At 60.6% G+C, this 16,345-nt stretch carries 20 protein-coding genes; 14 read left to right on the top strand and 6 right to left on the bottom strand.

Annotated features, from left to right (window positions below; translation table 11 throughout):
• From ABNU55_RS15110 to ABNU55_RS15100, 3 genes are all read left to right on the top strand, one after another.
• Positions 1-274 (top strand): flagellar basal body rod C-terminal domain-containing protein (locus tag ABNU55_RS15110; RefSeq protein ID WP_348764542.1); only part of this gene is annotated, 274 nt, incomplete at its 5' end.
• A gap of 1 nt (position 275) precedes the next feature.
• A complete protein-coding gene (locus ABNU55_RS15105; RefSeq protein WP_348764541.1) occupies positions 276-1,262 on the top strand; it encodes a flagellin in 987 nt (328 codons plus the stop codon).
• A 4-nt stretch (positions 1,263-1,266) separates the two neighbouring features.
• Positions 1,267-2,379 (top strand): flagellar basal body P-ring protein FlgI, encoded by a 1,113-nt coding sequence (locus ABNU55_RS15100; protein WP_348764540.1) that lies wholly within the window; start codon positions 1,267-1,269, stop codon positions 2,377-2,379.
• 56 nt (positions 2,380-2,435) lie between these two features.
• On the opposite strand, the gene ABNU55_RS15095 is transcribed toward ABNU55_RS15100, so the two are convergent.
• From ABNU55_RS15095 to fliF, 5 genes are read right to left on the bottom strand one after another with little or no spacing between them, the layout of a single operon-like run.
• Positions 2,436-3,533, bottom strand: coding sequence for a FliG C-terminal domain-containing protein (locus ABNU55_RS15095; RefSeq protein ID WP_348764539.1), 1,098 nt, complete (start codon positions 3,531-3,533; stop codon positions 2,436-2,438).
• On the bottom strand, positions 3,530-4,309 hold the full coding sequence (gene fliP / locus ABNU55_RS15090) for a flagellar type III secretion system pore protein FliP (RefSeq protein WP_290748290.1): 780 nt from the start codon (positions 4,307-4,309) through the stop codon (positions 3,530-3,532). The genes ABNU55_RS15095 and fliP overlap by 4 nt, the downstream gene beginning before the upstream one ends.
• A complete protein-coding gene (locus tag ABNU55_RS15085; RefSeq protein WP_290748293.1) occupies positions 4,293-4,616 on the bottom strand; it encodes a FliM/FliN family flagellar motor switch protein in 324 nt (107 codons plus the stop codon). Before ABNU55_RS15085 ends, fliP begins: the two co-directional genes overlap by 17 nt.
• Entirely contained in the window at positions 4,616-5,218 is a 603-nt protein-coding gene (locus tag ABNU55_RS15080; protein WP_348764538.1) for a hypothetical protein, read from the bottom strand. The genes ABNU55_RS15085 and ABNU55_RS15080 overlap by 1 nt, the downstream gene beginning before the upstream one ends.
• Positions 5,211-6,734 (bottom strand): flagellar basal-body MS-ring/collar protein FliF, encoded by a 1,524-nt coding sequence (gene fliF / locus ABNU55_RS15075; protein WP_348764537.1) that lies wholly within the window; start codon positions 6,732-6,734, stop codon positions 5,211-5,213. The genes ABNU55_RS15080 and fliF overlap by 8 nt, the downstream gene beginning before the upstream one ends.
• Before the next feature lie 136 nt (positions 6,735-6,870).
• On the opposite strand from fliF, the gene ABNU55_RS15070 reads away from it, so the two are divergent.
• The 10 genes from ABNU55_RS15070 to ABNU55_RS15025 all read left to right on the top strand — a co-directional run bounded on the left by ABNU55_RS15070 (position 6,871) and on the right by ABNU55_RS15025 (position 14,109).
• Positions 6,871-7,386 carry a flagellar basal body-associated FliL family protein gene (locus ABNU55_RS15070; RefSeq protein WP_348764536.1) on the top strand — a complete coding sequence of 172 codons (516 nt, stop codon included), beginning with the start codon at positions 6,871-6,873 and terminating at the stop codon, positions 7,384-7,386.
• A 4-nt stretch (positions 7,387-7,390) separates the two neighbouring features.
• On the top strand, positions 7,391-7,861 hold the full coding sequence (locus tag ABNU55_RS15065; RefSeq protein WP_348764535.1) for a DUF6468 domain-containing protein: 471 nt from the start codon (positions 7,391-7,393) through the stop codon (positions 7,859-7,861).
• A 12-nt stretch (positions 7,862-7,873) separates the two neighbouring features.
• The gene (locus tag ABNU55_RS15060) at positions 7,874-8,548 is read left to right on the top strand and encodes a hypothetical protein (protein ID WP_348764534.1); all 675 of its coding nucleotides are present in this window, start codon (positions 7,874-7,876) and stop codon (positions 8,546-8,548) included.
• Between the two features lie 57 nt (positions 8,549-8,605).
• Positions 8,606-9,220, top strand: a complete 615-nt coding sequence (locus ABNU55_RS15055; protein ID WP_348764533.1) for a ribonuclease D — start codon at positions 8,606-8,608, stop codon at positions 9,218-9,220.
• 89 nt (positions 9,221-9,309) lie between these two features.
• Positions 9,310-9,999 (top strand): LPS export ABC transporter periplasmic protein LptC, encoded by a 690-nt coding sequence (gene lptC / locus ABNU55_RS15050; RefSeq protein ID WP_348764532.1) that lies wholly within the window; start codon positions 9,310-9,312, stop codon positions 9,997-9,999.
• A gap of 7 nt (positions 10,000-10,006) precedes the next feature.
• Complete coding sequence (locus ABNU55_RS15045) at positions 10,007-10,570, top strand: LptA/OstA family protein (RefSeq protein WP_290748311.1); 564 nt, start codon at positions 10,007-10,009, stop codon at positions 10,568-10,570.
• A gap of 87 nt (positions 10,571-10,657) precedes the next feature.
• Positions 10,658-11,392 carry an LPS export ABC transporter ATP-binding protein gene (gene lptB, locus ABNU55_RS15040; protein ID WP_290748433.1) on the top strand — a complete coding sequence of 245 codons (735 nt, stop codon included), beginning with the start codon at positions 10,658-10,660 and terminating at the stop codon, positions 11,390-11,392.
• 5 nt (positions 11,393-11,397) lie between these two features.
• Positions 11,398-12,909: an RNA polymerase factor sigma-54 gene (gene rpoN, locus ABNU55_RS15035; RefSeq protein ID WP_348764531.1), complete on the top strand. Its 1,512-nt coding sequence runs from the start codon at positions 11,398-11,400 to the stop codon at positions 12,907-12,909.
• A 113-nt stretch (positions 12,910-13,022) separates the two neighbouring features.
• On the top strand, positions 13,023-13,619 hold the full coding sequence (gene raiA / locus ABNU55_RS15030; RefSeq protein ID WP_290748316.1) for a ribosome-associated translation inhibitor RaiA: 597 nt from the start codon (positions 13,023-13,025) through the stop codon (positions 13,617-13,619).
• A 16-nt stretch (positions 13,620-13,635) separates the two neighbouring features.
• On the top strand, positions 13,636-14,109 hold the full coding sequence (locus ABNU55_RS15025; protein WP_290748318.1) for a PTS sugar transporter subunit IIA: 474 nt from the start codon (positions 13,636-13,638) through the stop codon (positions 14,107-14,109).
• 26 nt (positions 14,110-14,135) lie between these two features.
• On the opposite strand, the gene ABNU55_RS15020 is transcribed toward ABNU55_RS15025, so the two are convergent.
• Positions 14,136-14,882, bottom strand: coding sequence for a ThiF family adenylyltransferase (locus tag ABNU55_RS15020; RefSeq protein ID WP_348764530.1), 747 nt, complete (start codon positions 14,880-14,882; stop codon positions 14,136-14,138).
• A 47-nt stretch (positions 14,883-14,929) separates the two neighbouring features.
• Here ABNU55_RS15020 and ABNU55_RS15015 point away from each other — a divergent pair, with 47 nt between their 5' ends.
• Positions 14,930-16,273: an AAA family ATPase gene (locus tag ABNU55_RS15015; protein ID WP_348764529.1), complete on the top strand. Its 1,344-nt coding sequence runs from the start codon at positions 14,930-14,932 to the stop codon at positions 16,271-16,273.
• The last annotated feature ends 72 nt before the right edge of the window (positions 16,274-16,345 follow it).

Genomic DNA, 16,345 nt, shown 5'->3' with positions numbered 1-16,345 from the left:
CCTGAGTGCCGGTGGCTTCGAAGGCAGCTACAACGCCTCCAACCTCATCGCAGGCTTTGCCACACGCACAGGACAGATGCGCATCTCGAGCGAAGCTGTAGAGGCGTCAACGGCCGCCCAGCATTCAATCATGGCAGAAGCAGAGCGCCGGGAAACCGGCGTTGATGTGGACACGCAGATGCAGATGCTTCTGGAGATCGAACAGGCCTACGCCGCCAATGCCCGCGTCATTGAGATCGCCAACCAGATGATGCTCAAGCTGATGGAGCTCTAGAATGATCAACACGTCCTATTTTGGCAGTTCGATCACCAGTCAGCTGAGCCGTGACATTTCCAATATCCGCGAGCGGATTGAGAAGACATCAAGCGAAGCGGTGACCGGTAAGGCCGCCGACCCGACAGCGCACCTGTCCGGCCAGATCGGCAAGGCCATGCTGACGCAGCAGGCTGTCGAGGCCATCGACCGCGACACCAGCCTGCTTCAGCTTCGTGAGGCACGCCTCGATATCACCCAGCAGAGCCTGGAGCGGATGCAGGACAATCTGGCGGCAATCTCCGTTCGCGCTCTGGACGCGCTCAGCGCAGGCTCGCCGGTCGAACGCGAAGCGCTGGCCGGCGATGCCCGCGCCCAGCTCGATGCGGCGCTGATTTCACTCAATGCACGCCATGGCGAGCGCTTTCTCTTTTCAGGCGACGCGACAGACAAGGCGCCATTCGGCTCAAGCGAAGCCTTTCTGGAAGATCTGCGCGCCATTGCCGACGCTGCCAGCGACAAGGCAGACTTCGACGCCAGAATGGATGCCTATTTCGATTCAGAGACAGGCGACTTTGCCAACAGCTTCTATCGTGGCTCAAAGACATCTTCGGATGGAGACGCTGTAACCGGGCTCGATCCAGCCATTGCCAGCACGCTTCGCAATCTGGGCATCCTGTCCATGGCAAAGCCGGGCGATGCGCTGGACAAATTCTCCACCGGCCAGACGCTGGACATCATTTCCAACTCAGCCGACAGACTGGTCCAGTCCGATGCCGACCTGACGCAGCTTCGCGCCGCCACCGGTATCCTTCAGGGACGTGTCGCCGACGGCATGAAAGGCCTCGCCCAGGAGAGGCTGGTGCTCAACAATCTGCTGGAAGGCATGACTGCGCGTGACCAGTATGAAGCGGCCTCCGAACTCAAATCTCTGGAGGCCAGTCTCGAAGCCTCCTACATGCTGACGGCAAGGCTGTCTCAGCTCACCCTCATGAACTTCCTAAGGTGATCCGATGAAGCCTCTGATGATCCTTCTCGCACTGGCCAGCCTCGTCCTGCCAGGTCTGGTCTACCCCACCGCCGAGGCCCAGACCCGGATACGCGATGTGGTCGATGTCGAAGGCGTGCGGCAGAACGATCTGATCGGCTATGGTATCGTGGTTGGCCTGAACGGAACGGGCGACACGGTTCGCAATTCACCGTTTACCGAGGATTCCCTGACCTACATGCTCGAACGCCTTGGCGTGAATGTGCAGGGCGAGGACATCAAGCCGGATAATGTCGCCGCCGTCCTGGTCACGGCAACCCTGCCTTCCTTTGCCCGCAATGGCTCCACCGTCGATGTATCGGTCTCCTCGATCGGTGACGCTGAAAGCCTCGAGGGCGGCACGCTGGTGCTGACCCCGCTCAAGGGCGCCGACAATGAAGTTTATGCGGTGGCCCAGGGCAGCATTATCGTTTCCGGTATCGATGTGCAGGCCGCCGGCGCGCGGGCCCGGAAGGGAACGCCCACCCAGGGCGCGATCCCAAGCGGCGCCCGTGTCGAACGTGAAATCCCCTATCAGTTCAATGATCGCAACTCCCTGGTCCTCGCCCTGCGCGACCCCGACTTCACGACGGCGGCCCGGATCGAGGACACGATCAATGCCGCGGTCGGTTCTCCTGTGGCCTATATGCGCGACCCCGGCACAGTGGATATCGACCTGCGCAGCCTGCAGGGCTCACCCTCGCGCGTTCTTGCCAGCATTGAGAACCTGCCAATCGAGGTCGCCGTGCCCGCACGTATCGTGATTGACGAACAATCCGGCACCATCGTCCTTGGCAAGGATGTCACTATTTCGCGCGTCGCGATTGCCCAGGGCGATATCTCGATCAAGGTCACGGAAACGCCTGTCGTCTCCCAACCCAACCCGTTCGCAGATGGCGAATCCATCGTCCTGCCCCGCTCACGGATCGAGATCGGCCAGACGGGCACGCGGAACATTGCCACGCTGGACGCCAATGTGACGCTCTCGCAGCTGATCGCAGGGCTGAATGCGCTCGGCGTTTCGCCACAGGAAATGGGCGACATCATTCGCACCATGAAGGCGGCCGGCGCGCTGCATGCGGACCTGATCGTACGCTAGGTTTGAGGGTGGAAAGGCGAGCGCCTTAACGGCCCCCTATCTGCAAAGAAAGCCTGTCAGGCTTTCTTCTTCTTTTCCATCTCGATGAGGCCGCGACGCTTCATTCCCATCAAGGCGGTGAGGAAGCTGCGCTGTTCGGCTTCAGGATCCTCAACCGGTTTGAGGTCAGGCGCTTCGAGCGCATCGCGGTACTGCACGGCAAGGCGTGAGGATATATTCTCCAGAAGATAGTCCTGGACGCGCTTGGAGGGGCCTTTCATGGAAGCGAGGACAGGTATCAGCTGATCCTCGCCCATCTCCCTGAAGACCACCGGCACATACTGGCGGGGCAGGATTTCCGGCAGGCCCTCAATAGTGAACATCACTTTCTCGATGCTCGCGAACTTGTCCTCATGCTCGGTGCGGATGAAGGACATGATCCGGGCGCGTGTATTGCTGGGCAGCAAGCTCAGGAGTTCGCCCACCGATTCGGCCGCTTCATTGTCCTCCTCCTCGACCTCCTGAACCTGGTTCAGGAATTCGATCTCCACCATCTGGGCGACCACGTCCACGATCTCAGCGTCCACCTGGTCGCCGCCGACCAGGTAGCTGATCGTGTTGTCCAGCATCGGTTCTTCCAGATGCCCGACCACCTCCGAAGCGAAAGCAACGTCGAGGTTTCGCAGGATAATCGCACTGATATTCGGCGTGAGACGCATGAGATAGGCGGCAACTGCGGCGGGCTTTCGCCCCTCCAGGCGCGACCACACATCGCGCGACTGCGACACCGCCTTCTGTTTCGGCATCTGACTGTTGCCGAAAACCACATCGACGCGGCTCTCATCCAGGAAACCGGAGACGATCTCCCTCGCACGTGCTTTGCCGCCCCGGAACGAGCCACTGGTCTGCCGAAGCGCCTGAAGAAAATCCACGACAATTTCAGTGAGTTCCTCGCGACCGAGATAGGAGACCGCTTCCAGTTCCGCGGCGACCTGCGCGAGCGAGGCATCGTCCAGCTTTTCGACAATGGGCTTTGCCGCCTGCTCTCCCATCATGGCGATCACGACGGCTGCGCGGCGCGCCGGCGGAATCGCCTGTAGATTCGTCGCGACACCCTGCTGGCGCGGACGCAGCGGGGTCACGTTCGATCCTGGCGTCTTAACCGCATCATTCATCCGGCATACCCTCTCACCAGCGCCTCGGTGATCTTCAGCCAGCCATCAGCCAGAACGAAGAAACCGATCTTGAATGGCAGCGACACGACGGTGGGCGGAACCATCATCATACCGACGGCCATCAGCACCGAGGCTACGACGAGATCAATAACAAGAAATGGAAGAAAGACGACAAATCCGATCTGAAAGGCATGCTTGATTTCAGACAGCATGAAGGCGGTCGCCAGCAAGGGAAATGCCGGTTCCTGCCCTTCAGTCACTGGCCGCTGAAGGGCATCGCCCAGAATCGAAACCGTCCCCGGCTCGACACGCGCAGTCATGAACGTCCGGAAGGGGTCGGTTGTCTGCTGCCAGGCAACTGCCTCGTCGATGGCGCCATCGATATAGGGCGAAACGCCATTGGCCCAGGCCTGGGTAAAGGTCGGTTCCATGATGAAGAAGGTCAGGAAGATGGCGAGCGCCATCAGCATCATGTTGGGCGGCGCCTGCTGAATGCCGAGCGCCTGACGGATGAAGGAGAAGACGATAATCAGAAACGGCAGGCAGGTCACCATCATGGCGAGACCCGGTACCAGGCTGAGCACCGTTACAACCAGGAAAAGGATGATGACCGTGCCGCTCAGCCCACCCTCACCGCCCTGACCGAGCAGCGTGTCGAGCGCCGCGCCCGCGTCACCGGCATCCTGCGCACTGGCCGCAAAGCTGAAGAAGAGGGCAAATGCGAGAAGGCTGGCGAGGCGCGCGGCAAGCGCTCCCTCTCTAGCCTTCAGAAGCATCGGCCTCCTCCGCGATTTCGGTAATCTTGACGGCAATGCCGCCATCATCGGTCTCGACCAGTTCCCCCCGCGCGATGAGCTTGTCATCGACCATGAGGCTCACCGGGTCCTCGATGCGCGAGTCCAGCGCGATCACCGAATCCGGTGTGAGGTCCAGCACTTCCTGAACGCTGAGCCGGCGATGTCCAACCGAGACCGTCAGTGTGACCGGCACTCCATAGATGGCGCGGCGAAACTGGTTCACCGGCGAGTCGTCCCGCCGGTCCCCCAAATCTGTAATGGACGGCTTGGCTTCCGCGTTGCCCATCACCCTATCTCCCCTTCACTGGACCGTTCGCTGCGCAGATGCCCGATGCAGGCCTCCAGCAGACCGTCAAAGTCGAAGTCGAGACCACCGCTCTTCCATGAGACATCGACACGGCTGCCGCCGGAACTTTCCTGCGGCACGACATTGCAGATCTCCGCCAGATGGCTGGAGCGCTGGAGGACTTCATACAGTTGCTCAGCCAGATGTGGTTCGGCCTTTATGTCAATGCAGACCTGGCCAGGCGGGATCATCTTTTCCAGATGAAGGGCGATCTCTTCGGCTAGGAAGCGCCGCGCCAGTTTCGGAAACAGGCGCTCGGCAATCGAGGCCACGGAAGCGGCGGTCTGTTCACGGGCGTCAGCCTCGACCTGCTCGACCTTCCCGGCAAGCAGTGCCAGCGTCTGCTCCACCGCATCCATCTTGCGATTATAGCGGGTTTCCTGCTCCTGACGCTCCTGCTCTATACGGCCTCTCTGTTCGCGCACCTGATCTTCGAGACTCGGCTCACGCGGCTGGGCCTGACGGTCAAGACGCGGGCGCGCGCCGACATGGGTGGTCAACCCGTCAAAGCGGGGCAGTTTGGAAAAGACGGCTTCACTCATTTACGGCAGCTTTCCTGTCCTCGTTCAGCCACGACTGAAGAAGTGCAACGGTTTCATCAGGACGTTCGCGGGTATAGTCGGAGAGATAGGTGAAAGGATCTGCAGGCTCCTTCTCAAGGACAGTCGGGCCGTCGCTCGCGCCCGGACCTTCCAGCGCGGAGTTGGCTGTGCCCTTTTGTGTCAGCAGTGGGCGCACAACACCCAGCCCCAGACCAAGTACAACAAGGCCCAGGAGAAGGGCCTGAAGACCCGACCAGAAATAGTTCTGGACGAGGGTTTCGGCCATTCCGGGCGCCGTCACCATCTCTGGCACGGCAGCTTGCTGGAATGGCATCAGTTCCACTGTGAGCGTGTCGCCGCGCTCTGAATTCAGACCCGCCCCCGACAGGATAAGCTGTTCGAAGTCTGCGATGATCTCATTTGCGGCGACGGCCGGATCCTGCCCTTCAGCGCCCAGCCCAAGCGCCTGCTCATTGAGGAGGACCGCGACGGAGACACGTTCGATCTCGCCGGGCAGCAGCTCGGTTTCCGTGCGCCGTTCATTGAAGTCGTAATTCACGCTCTCCGTCGAATTTCGCATCGTGCTGGAGTTTCCACCCCCGCCAGCGCCTTCACCCTGCGGAAGATTGCTGGCCGCACTGAGGGCCCCGCTGCTGCCTGCACTGGTTTCGCTGACATCATTGACTGAACGGCTGCGCACGATGCGCGAGTCCGGATCGACCGTGCGTTCGGAAATCGTCTGGTGCTGGCGGTTCACATCCACGCTGACCGAAACGCGCGCATTGCCCGCGCCGACACGGGCATCGATGAGGCGCAGGATTTTCTCTTCCAGCATGCTCGCCTGCCCCTCGGCCACCACGGAGGGCTGCGACGCCTTGGCCACGTTGGGCCCCGCCAGAAGCCCTTTAACCGGATCGATGACAGCCACATCCTCAGGCGCCAGGCCGGCTACGGCCAGCGCCACCATATACTGGATGGCCTCGGCCTGGCCCGGGGAAAGGTCATGGGTGGTGTTGAGCGTGACCGAGGCCGTCTGAGGGCTCTGCGAGCGGGTGAAACCGGAGCCAAGATTCGCACCGATATGGACACGTGCAGAGGATACGCCGTCTATCGCGAGAATAGTGCGTGTCAGCTCACCTTCCTTCGCGCGCCAGTAGGCGGCGTTGTACATTTCCGACGTGACGGAGAAGCCGTTGACGTCATCGAGCAGTTCGTAGCCCTGGACGGATTGTTGCGGCAGCCCCTGGCGGGCCAGCGCAAAGCGGACCTGATCGCGCTTGCTCTGGGCGATAAAAATGGAGTCGCCACGAAGCTCATACTCAACGCCGCGCTGGTCCAGTTCCTCGATAATCTCGCCAGCCGTCGCCGGTTCAAGCTTGGAATAGAGCAGCGATTTGGGCTCGTTCATTGCTCCCTGCACAAGGAAGACCATCGCCAGCACAACGCCAAGCGTTGCAGCAGCCAGTGCAAGCTGCCGGCTGAGTGGCAGTGATTTCAATGTCTCAAGAAATTTCATGGCAGAAAACGGCCCCGAACCTCATCAACCCCGGTAACTGGAATGATTAATATTTCGGGCGAAATCATTAACGCTTCCTTTACCGGGCATTTACTAAAGCAGCCTCGTAAATCCTTATATTGCTGAGAGGGGCTTGATGGACGACGAACGCGACACTGCGGCGCAGAACGGCAAGGGAAATACATCCTCAAAAGGCGGCAATATCCTTGTAAGTTCGGCAATTCTTGCAGTGGTCTGCGGCGCTGCTTCGTTTGCGATGGTTTATTTTCTCGCCCCTTCGGAAGCGAGCGAATCAGCCGCTTGCCCAGCCCCCGGCGCAATGGCGGCGGGACCGACGCCGCTTGCCTCTGCCGACACCAGCTATGTCGAGCTTGAGGACATGCTCATCACTGTCGGGGATGGCGCCGACAACCGTTATGTAAAGCTACGCGCGGTCGTTATGACCCCGACGGCCAGCGCAGCGGACGTCGAAGGCGCAGCGCCAATGCTGACCGATGCGTTTTTGACCTATCTTCGCGCCATCGACATTTCCGATTTCGAGGCTGAGAGTTTCTATCCCGACCTGAAGGAACAGCTCTCGCGCCGCGCCGAACTCGTGCTGGGCGCAGAGCGGGCGCGCGGCGTCCTGATCACAGAATTCATGCTGAGGTAGCGCCATGCCAGACATCCAGCCCATCGATATCGCGCTTTTCCTCGTTTCGCTTGCCGCCTGCATCTACTGTGTACAGCTCTCACGTCGTCTGAAATCCCTTCAGGACACACGCGACGGGCTTGGCGCAACAATCATGGCCATGAACAAGTCGGTATCGGCCGTTTCGTCCGCGACACAGGAAACCCGCAACCAGGCCGGCGAGCTTGCCAGCCGCCTCAGCCAGCTCATGAAGGAAGCCGATCAGACCTGCGAGCGTCTCGGCGACATGATCGAGCGGCTGGAAGTCTGCGACCGGCGGGAGACGCATAGCGATAGAAACCCGCCTCTTGCCCATTCTGGTCGCCCTGGCGATGGCAGCCTTGAACAGCTTATCGATGAGATGCGGGCGCGCCAGACCCGCCTGCAGAACGTGGCGCGCGGCGGCGACTTCCTGTTTGAGGATGACGACTCCTGGGTCACCCGCAACACCAATTAGGGCTTCAAGAGAATGGCTGGAAAAGCGCGCACACATGTCCTGATCACGCTCGGTGTCCTGTTCACCGTGGGCGGTATTACGCGCATCCTGCCAGACAGGCTGGCCTCGGCGGAAAACACCCCCGATGAACGCAGCATCGCGTCTAGCGGGGCCAATGAGCCTGCACCGCCCGCAGCCCAGCAGGGCGCGGCCAGCAGGGCGGGCGCTGAAGCGATGCTTCATCAGGCATCCGCAACAGAGGCAAGCCCGCAGTCGCCCTCTGAATTCTGCCTTACTGGAGAGGCCGCCGCCGCGCTTGCCAGCGACCAGACCTCCCTCCAGAGGCGCAGCGCCGAGCTCCAGCAGCGCGAGATCGACCTTCGCGCGCGTGAAGCAGAGCTTCGCCGTCAGACAGAAGAACTTGCCGCCCTGCAGTCCGCCGTCGAGACGCGCTGGGACGAGATGACGGTCAACGCCGAAGCCGACATCGAACATCTGACCGACATGTACAGCGCCATGAAACCCGACCAGGCGGCGATGATCTTCAATCAGATGGATCCCGGCTTTGCTGCCGGTTTCCTGCGTCTGATGAACAGCGACCAGGCAGGCCTGATCCTGGCGGGAATGCAGTCCGACAAGGCCTATGTTGTCAGCGTCCAGATGGCCAATCGCAACCGGGATATCCGCTCGGCTGCCCGCAAGCCGTGACCAGCGGCTTCAGTTTACGGTTTCCCTCAGCGTCCAGAATGGCTAAGGCGTCAGTCCATGAACAATATCACGCTGCATAAGGGCGACCTGCCCGCCGGTCTCGACCTTGGCCGGGAGATCGCCGTCGACACCGAGGCCATGGGCCTCAACCCTTTCCGCGACGCGCTGTGCGTCGTCCAGCTTTCGGCCGGTGACGGCACGGCGCATGTTGTCCAGCTGGACCGGCGCTTCGACTGTCCGAACCTGAAGGCGATGATGGCCGACAGCTCGCGGCTGAAACTTTTCCACTTCGCCCGTTTCGACGTCGCCATGATGAAACACTGGCTGGGCATCGACTGCACACCCGTCTGGTGCACCAAGATCGCCTCGAAACTTTGCCGCACCTATACCGACCGGCACGGGCTGAAAGATGTCGCGCGCGAGATCGCGGGCGTCGACATGTCAAAGGCGCAGCAATCCTCCGACTGGGGCGCGACCGAGCTGACCGATGCCCAGCTGCAATACTGCGCCAATGACGTGCTTCACCTGCATGCCATCAAATCCGGTCTGGAAGACATGCTGAAACGTGAGGGACGCCTTGAACTTGCGCAGGCCTGTTTCGATTTCCTTCCTGTGCGGGCAAAACTCGATCTGGAAGGCTGGGATGGCGTGGACATCTTCGCACACAGCTAGGAACAGACTATCGCCTCAATTTCCCGGCAGGGTTAAAAATATGAAACCCGCCACCTGGCCGGGACAAGAAAACAGGACGAAAGACGAATTTGACCATCGATTCCTCCAGCGCACTCAGCCTCTGGGAGCCACGTCGCCAGATGACGCTGGCGCAGGCGCGCAGGCGGTCTTCGCTGGTCTCTCTTCTGCGTCTGATGTTCACCGCCGGCGCTGCCATCGCAGCTGGCATTATGGTCGGCCATCTTGCTGCCAATGCGGTCTCGCGCGGCCCCTCACAGCTTGAACAGCTGAGCTCGGATGAAGTGGTCACAATGGTCAATGCGCGCTTCACCGGGCGGGATGTCGCCGGCCAGTCGATCATGATCACGGCGGACACGGCCCAGCGCCGGCGTGCCGACCCAGAGCTGATCGAGCTTCAGAACCCCCGTCTTGTGACCGAGAACGGGACGGAAATCGATGCCCCTTCCGGCCTCTATGATCAGAGCGACCAGACCGTAGACCTGTTTGAGGCTGTACGCCTGGTGGATACGCGCGGCTATGATTTCCGGTCGACATCGGCCAGGGTCTTCGTCGAAGAAGGCCGCGTTGACGGAATCGATCCGCTCGTCGGAACCGGCCCTCTTGGCGATGTGACCTGTGACACGTATGAAATTGTAGAGGACGGGGACCGGCTGAGCTGCCGGGGCAATGTCGAAATGACCATCTTCCCGAACAAGCGCGACGGATCGGGGGCAGCCCCGGCAGGAAACACCGCCAGCGACACTGGCGACGAGGAGTAAGACCCAGATGATGAGATGCCTGGCCACGATCATGACCGCAGCCACGCTGCTGGCACCGGCTGCACTTGCCCAGATTTCCGGCGAGGGCGGCCCGATCCGCGTGAACGCCGGCACCAGCGAAGTGAGCCAGCGCCAGCGTCAGGTCGTGCTGATCGATGAAGTCGATATCATGCAGGGCGACGCACGCCTTCGCGCCAACCGGGTGACCATCAACTATGCAAATAGCGGCGACGAGGACGCCACGGGCATGGGTGGCTTTGGCGACATCCGCTCGATGGTGGCAGAGGGCGAAGTCTTCTATGTGACCCCGGAGCTGAAGGCGACAGGCGATCGCGGCATCTACGATGCCGAAGCCGACACGATCACGATGACCGGCGATGTCGTCGTCGTGCGCGGCGAGGATGTGGCCACCGGCAGCCGCCTTGTCATGCGTCTTGAAGAAGGCCGCACCACTCTTGATGGCGGCGACGGCCGGGTCCAGTTTAATATCTCGCCGAACAGCACAGACACCGGTGAAGAAGGCGAAGCTGCTGAAGACGCGAGCGGCGAAGACGAAGAAGCATCAAATTGAGAGATGCGATCTAAGCGGATATTAAGCCTGTTGATCTAGGTCATCGGCAGGCGCAAATCTTCCGCGCCAAGCAAGGGAATGGGACTTATGACGGAAGCGGCCACAGGCCTCGTAGCGAGCGGACTTGCCAAATCCTTCGGCAAACGTAGCGTCGTCAAGAATGTCTCGCTTTCGCTGCAACGCGGGGAAGTTGTGGGTCTGCTCGGGCCAAATGGTGCCGGCAAGACCACGTGTTTCTACATGATCATGGGTCTGATCGGCGCAGATGCCGGGACGATCGAGATTGACGGAGCAGACGTGACCAGTCTGCCCATGTATCAGCGCGCGCGCCTGGGCGTCGGCTACCTGCCGCAGGAGGCCTCAATCTTTCGCGGGATGAGCGTGGAGGAGAATATCCTCTCCGTTGTCGAACTCGTCGAAAAGAACAAGGCCGCCCGCAAAAAGGAAGTCGAAGCCCTCCTGGAAGAGCTGCACATTGAGCATTTGCGCGACCAGCCTGCCACCTCTCTTTCGGGGGGTGAACGGCGCCGTGTGGAAATTGCCCGTGCCCTGGCTTCCAGACCCAGTTTCATGCTTCTGGACGAACCGTTTACCGGTATCGACCCGCTCGCCGTGTCGGATATTTCCGATCTGGTCGGTTATCTCAAGCAACGCGGACTAGGCGTGCTGATCACCGACCACCAGGTGCGCGAGACGCTTCAGATCGTGGACCGGGCATCCATCATCTATGATGGTGGTGTGCTGTTCGAAGGCGCGCCTGAGGATGTCCTGTCCAATGATGATGTGCGCAGGGTCTATCTGGGCGAACGGTTCGCCGCGTAACGCCAATGGCCATTTCACAACGTCTCGACATGCGCCAGGGCCAGTCCCTGGTGATGACTCCGCAATTGCAGCAGGCGATCAAGCTCCTGCAATTGTCGAACATCGAACTTGCCGAATTTGTCGAGGCCGAAATCGAGCGCAATCCGCTCCTCGAACATGGTGAAGGCACCGAGCGCGATGACACCGAAGGCGGCCGCACCGAGCGCACCTCCAAACGCGACGAGCTGAACCTCGACGACAATTCCGGCCTCCATGAGGCGCGCGAGGCAATGGATGCGCCCAAGGAAGACCTTTACGAGGGCGGCACCACGTCTGACAGCGCCACCACCGCCAATGAGATGTCGGGCCCCTCCGCCCGCACCGACTGGTCGCAAGCCGGCAGCGGTGGCAGCTTTACCGGCGAGGACTATGATTTCGAAGGCTCTGTGAGTTCGGAAACGACCCTGCATGAGCACCTCCACAGACAGCTCGCCATGTCGGGGCTGTCACAGGCCGACCAGCTGATTGGCGCCCGTCTCATCGATGAGACCGACGAGGCCGGGTATTGCAAGACTGAACTTGAGGAGGTCGCGGAGGCGCTCGGCGCCGACCCCGCCAATGTCGAGGCAGTCCTCAAGGTCTGTCAGGGGTTTGAGCCGGTTGGCGTCATGGCCCGCAATATCAGCGAATGCCTGGCCCTGCAGCTGCGCGACCGCGACCGGCTGGACCCGGCCATGGAAGCGCTGGTCAACAATCTCGACCTTGTCGCCAAACATGACATCAAGAAGCTGTGCGACCTCTGCGGTGTCGACAAGGAAGACGTGCTCGACATGATTGCGGAGCTTCGCGCCCTGACCCCGCGCCCCGGCTCTGCATTCGCAAGTGACGCGACAATCGCTGTGGCGCCCGACGTCTTTGTCCGCGAGATGCCGAACGGTATGTACGCAGTGGAGCTCAATTCAGACACGCTGCCGCGCGTCCTGATGGACAAGGCCTATTATGCCGAGGTGAGCGCCCTGCCCATGCGCGAGAGCGAGAAGGAATTCATTTCCGAATGCGCCCAGAACGCATCATGGCTGATCAAGTCGCTGGACCAGCGCGCCCGCACGATCCTGAAGGTCGCAAGCGAGATCGTACGCCAGCAGGACGCCTTCTTTGCCCACGGCGTGGCACATCTGCGGCCGCTGAATCTCAAGCAGGTTGCAGACGCGATCAGCATGCATGAATCCACGGTGAGCCGGGTCACCTCGAACAAATATATGGGGACACCGCGTGGCCTGTTTGAACTTAAATATTTCTTCTCCGCTGCCATTCCGGGCACGGCAGGCGGTGATGCCCATTCTGCCGAAGCGGTCCGATACCGCATCAAGCAACTGATCGACGAAGAGGGCGACAAGATTTTGTCGGACGACAAGATCGTTGAAATCCTTACTGAATTTGGCATTGAAATCGCGCGCCGGACTGTCGCGAAATATCGTGAAAGCCTGAATATCCCGTCGAGCGTCCAGCGGCGAAGGCAGCTGCGCGCAAGTGCCTGATTGCACACTCTGCGGGCAGGTGATTGACTCAACGGGTGACGAATTTAAGGAGGCGACGCCTCGCAATCCTTGTTTGAGGCGTCTATAGTTGGACCTCACTATCGGAGAGTTCCGTGCAGATACAGATTGCAGGACGGAAGATGGACCTCGGCGAGTCGCTCAAGACTCGTATTGAAGCTGGTCTTGAAGCAGCCGTCACAAAATATTTCGACCGGGATTTTGACGGTCACGTCACCGTCAGCCCGAATGGCCATGAGACCGAGATCGACTGCAACATTCATTTGCCGTCAGGCATAATCCTGCAGTCCACCGGCAAGGCTGAAGATCCGTATGTCGCGCTCGATGAAGCGCTGAACAAGATCGAGAAGCGCGTGCGCCGCTACAAGCGCCGCCTCAAGGATCACCACAAGAACGGCCAGACGCCCTTCCCCAGCGAGCCGGCTTCAGCCTTCGTGCTTAAAGGATCGGCGGAAGGGGAGGATGAAGATCCAGCCGATACCGGCGAAGACGGCAATGCGCCCGTTATTGTGGCAGAAGCTGCCGCACAAATTCGCACGATGACGGTCTCGGCGGCTGTCCTCCAGCTTGAACTTGCCGATGCCCCCGCACTCATGTTCCGGAATGCAAAACACTCCGGGCTGAACATGGTGTACAGGCGTGCCGACGGTAATATCGGGTGGGTCGACCCCGCCTCCGACAGCAAATCCTAGAAATTCCGGACGCGTTATGGCGACTGATCTTACCAGCCTTCTTGAAGGGGGCGTCATTCTTGATCCTGTGGCGGCCGACAGCCGTAAACAGGCCCTGACGCTTCTCAGCCAGGCTCTCGCAGCAAAGACGAAGCTGGACCAGCGCGACATCTTCGAAGCGGTGCTGGAACGCGAGCGTCTGGGCTCGACAGGCGTGGGCGAAGGCGTCGCCATTCCGCATGCCAGGATAGACAGGCTGAGCAAGCCGCTGGGCGGATTTGTACGTCTCGAATCCGGTGTCGATTTCGATGCTGTCGATGAACGCCCCTGCGACCTCATTTTCATGCTGATCGCCCCGGTGGGGTCTGGCGCCGACCATCTCCGGGCGCTCGCCCAGGTCAGTCGCACCCTACGCCAGCCAAGCGTTCGCGAGGCGCTCCGCCAGGCAAAGGACAAGGCCGAGATCCGCAAGATTCTCTGCCCGGAAGCTGCCAAGGCGTCGGCCGCCTGATCTCAGCGGCTAGACCGCGGGGTCGGCTAGCTACCAGAACCACAGACCGGACAGGCAGGATCACGCGGCAGGCCGATCTGGCGCGCAACACCGCCAAGACCATCGATAACACTGATCTTTCCCACAAGCGGTCGCCCGGCGCCTGTCAGAAGTTTCAGGGTCTCCAGCGCCATATGCGAAGCGACAACACCTGTGACAGGTCCGACCACGCCGACGTCCTCGCAGGCTTCTGCATCGGGCGGGGTCTCTGGTACAAAGCACTGATAGCAGGGCGCCTCCTGAACCACGCCGGACGCAAACACCGAGATCTGGCCTGACCAGCGTGTGGCCGCGCCGGATACGAGATAGCGTCCGCTGGCATGGGCAACGCGGTTAAGCTCAAAACGGGTTTCATAATTGTCGGTAGCATCGATAAGAATATCGCCCGCCAGTTTATGCGCGACGTGCCAGCGATGAGGCTGCAGGCTCACCCGGCAATCGGGATTGGCGGCTCTTAACCTGTCAGCCAGGACACCCACCTTTGCCTCGCCGATATCTGCTTCTGTGAACTGGATCTGCCGCTGCAGGTTAGACCGGTCCACGGTGTCGGCATCCCAGAGCTCGATCTCACCGACACCGGCTGCGGCAAGATACATCGCGCACGGTCCGCCAAGCGCCCCCGCCCCGATGATCGAAACCCTCGCGCCCAGCAGTTTCTGGACGCCCGGCCCGCCAATTTCCTTGAGCAGGATGTGGCGCTTGTGACGGTCGAGCTGTTGCGGAGTAAGAACCATGCCCTCGCTTAGCAGGCCGGATACGGCTAAGGCTATGTGAAATGCAAATGTCCGACACCAAGACCCTGCCCGATACTGTCTATGCCGCGCCTGCCGAATGGGTCGCGCGCGGCGCGGGTGCGCAGGGCAATCTGTTCCTCACCGGTCGCGCTGGCACCGGCAAGACCACCATGCTTCGCCGTTTCCTCGCTGAGGCGGGCGAGAATACCGTGGTTCTGGCCCCGACAGGGGTTGCTGCAATGAATGCAGGCGGCCAGACGATCCATTCCTTCTTCAAATTCCCTCCCCGCCTCATCGAGGAAGCCGACATCAAGCGGCTGCGCGGCGCCCGCCTCATCAAGGCGATCGAGACGATGATCATCGACGAGATTTCCATGGTGCGCGCCGACATGCTGGACGCCATCGACAAGAGCCTGCAGCTCAACCGGGGCAACAAGCGCCCCTTTGGCGGGGTCCGCATGATCCTGTCCGGCGACCTGCACCAGCTGCCGCCCGTCGCGCGCGGCGAGGAAGCCGAAATCCTGAATGAACGCTATGGCGGGCATTACTTTTTCAATGCTCCCGCTTTCAGGCAGGCTGAATTCGCCCTCCTCGCGCTGAAACACGTCTTCCGCCAGGAGGACCCGCGTTTTCTTGCCCTGCTCGGCGCGATGCGTCAGGGACGGCTTGCTCCGACCGATGAGCGTCTTCTGCAGGAAGCTGTATCTGGCCGCTCTGCCGTTGAAGCGAGCGAGACGCATGTCGTGCTCACACCCAACAACGCCAATGCCTATCGCATTAATCAGGCGCGGCTCGCGGATCTGCCCGGCAAGCCGCACGAGTTTGAAGCGAATGTTCAGGGACAGTTCGACGAAAAGTCCTTCCCGACCGAAGCCGATCTCGAACTCAAGAAAGGCGCCCGGGTCATGCTCATCAAGAATGACCCGGAAGGGCGCTGGGTAAATGGCTCTCTGGCGACTGTCGAAGGCTTCAAGGGCGACAATGTCTGGGTCGAACTCGACGGCCATATCCATGAGATCGAACCCGCCGCCTGGGAGAAATACAAATACACGCTGGACCCTGAAACGAAGAAGGTTTCCCGCGAAGTGGTCGGGACCTTCAAACAGGTGCCGCTGAGGCTGGCCTATGCGGTGACCATCCACAAGGCGCAGGGCCTGACACTGGACAAGGTCTTCATCGATTTCGACCGGGGCATGTTCGCCCATGGCCAGGCCTATGTCGCCTTCTCGCGCGCCCGTAACCTGGAAGGCCTGGAGATTTCCCGGCCCCTTCGCCCGCGAGACATGGTCATCGACCGCAACGCCTTTGCATTTGGAAAGCTTGAAACGGTGGAGGAAACAGATGCCTATCTTCTCGCCAGATTTGCGAAGAGTGACGATGTCCTTCTCTAGACCGCTTTGCGCTGCCCTGCTCTTTCTCCCTCTCCTTCTCTGGAGCTGTACGACCATGCCATCACATGACCC

The organism is uncultured Henriciella sp. (assembly GCF_964005855.1).
GTDB lineage: Bacteria > Pseudomonadota > Alphaproteobacteria > Caulobacterales > Hyphomonadaceae > Henriciella.
Note: the sequence above shows the minus strand (reverse complement) of the source record. Positions and strands in the feature narration are given on the sequence as shown.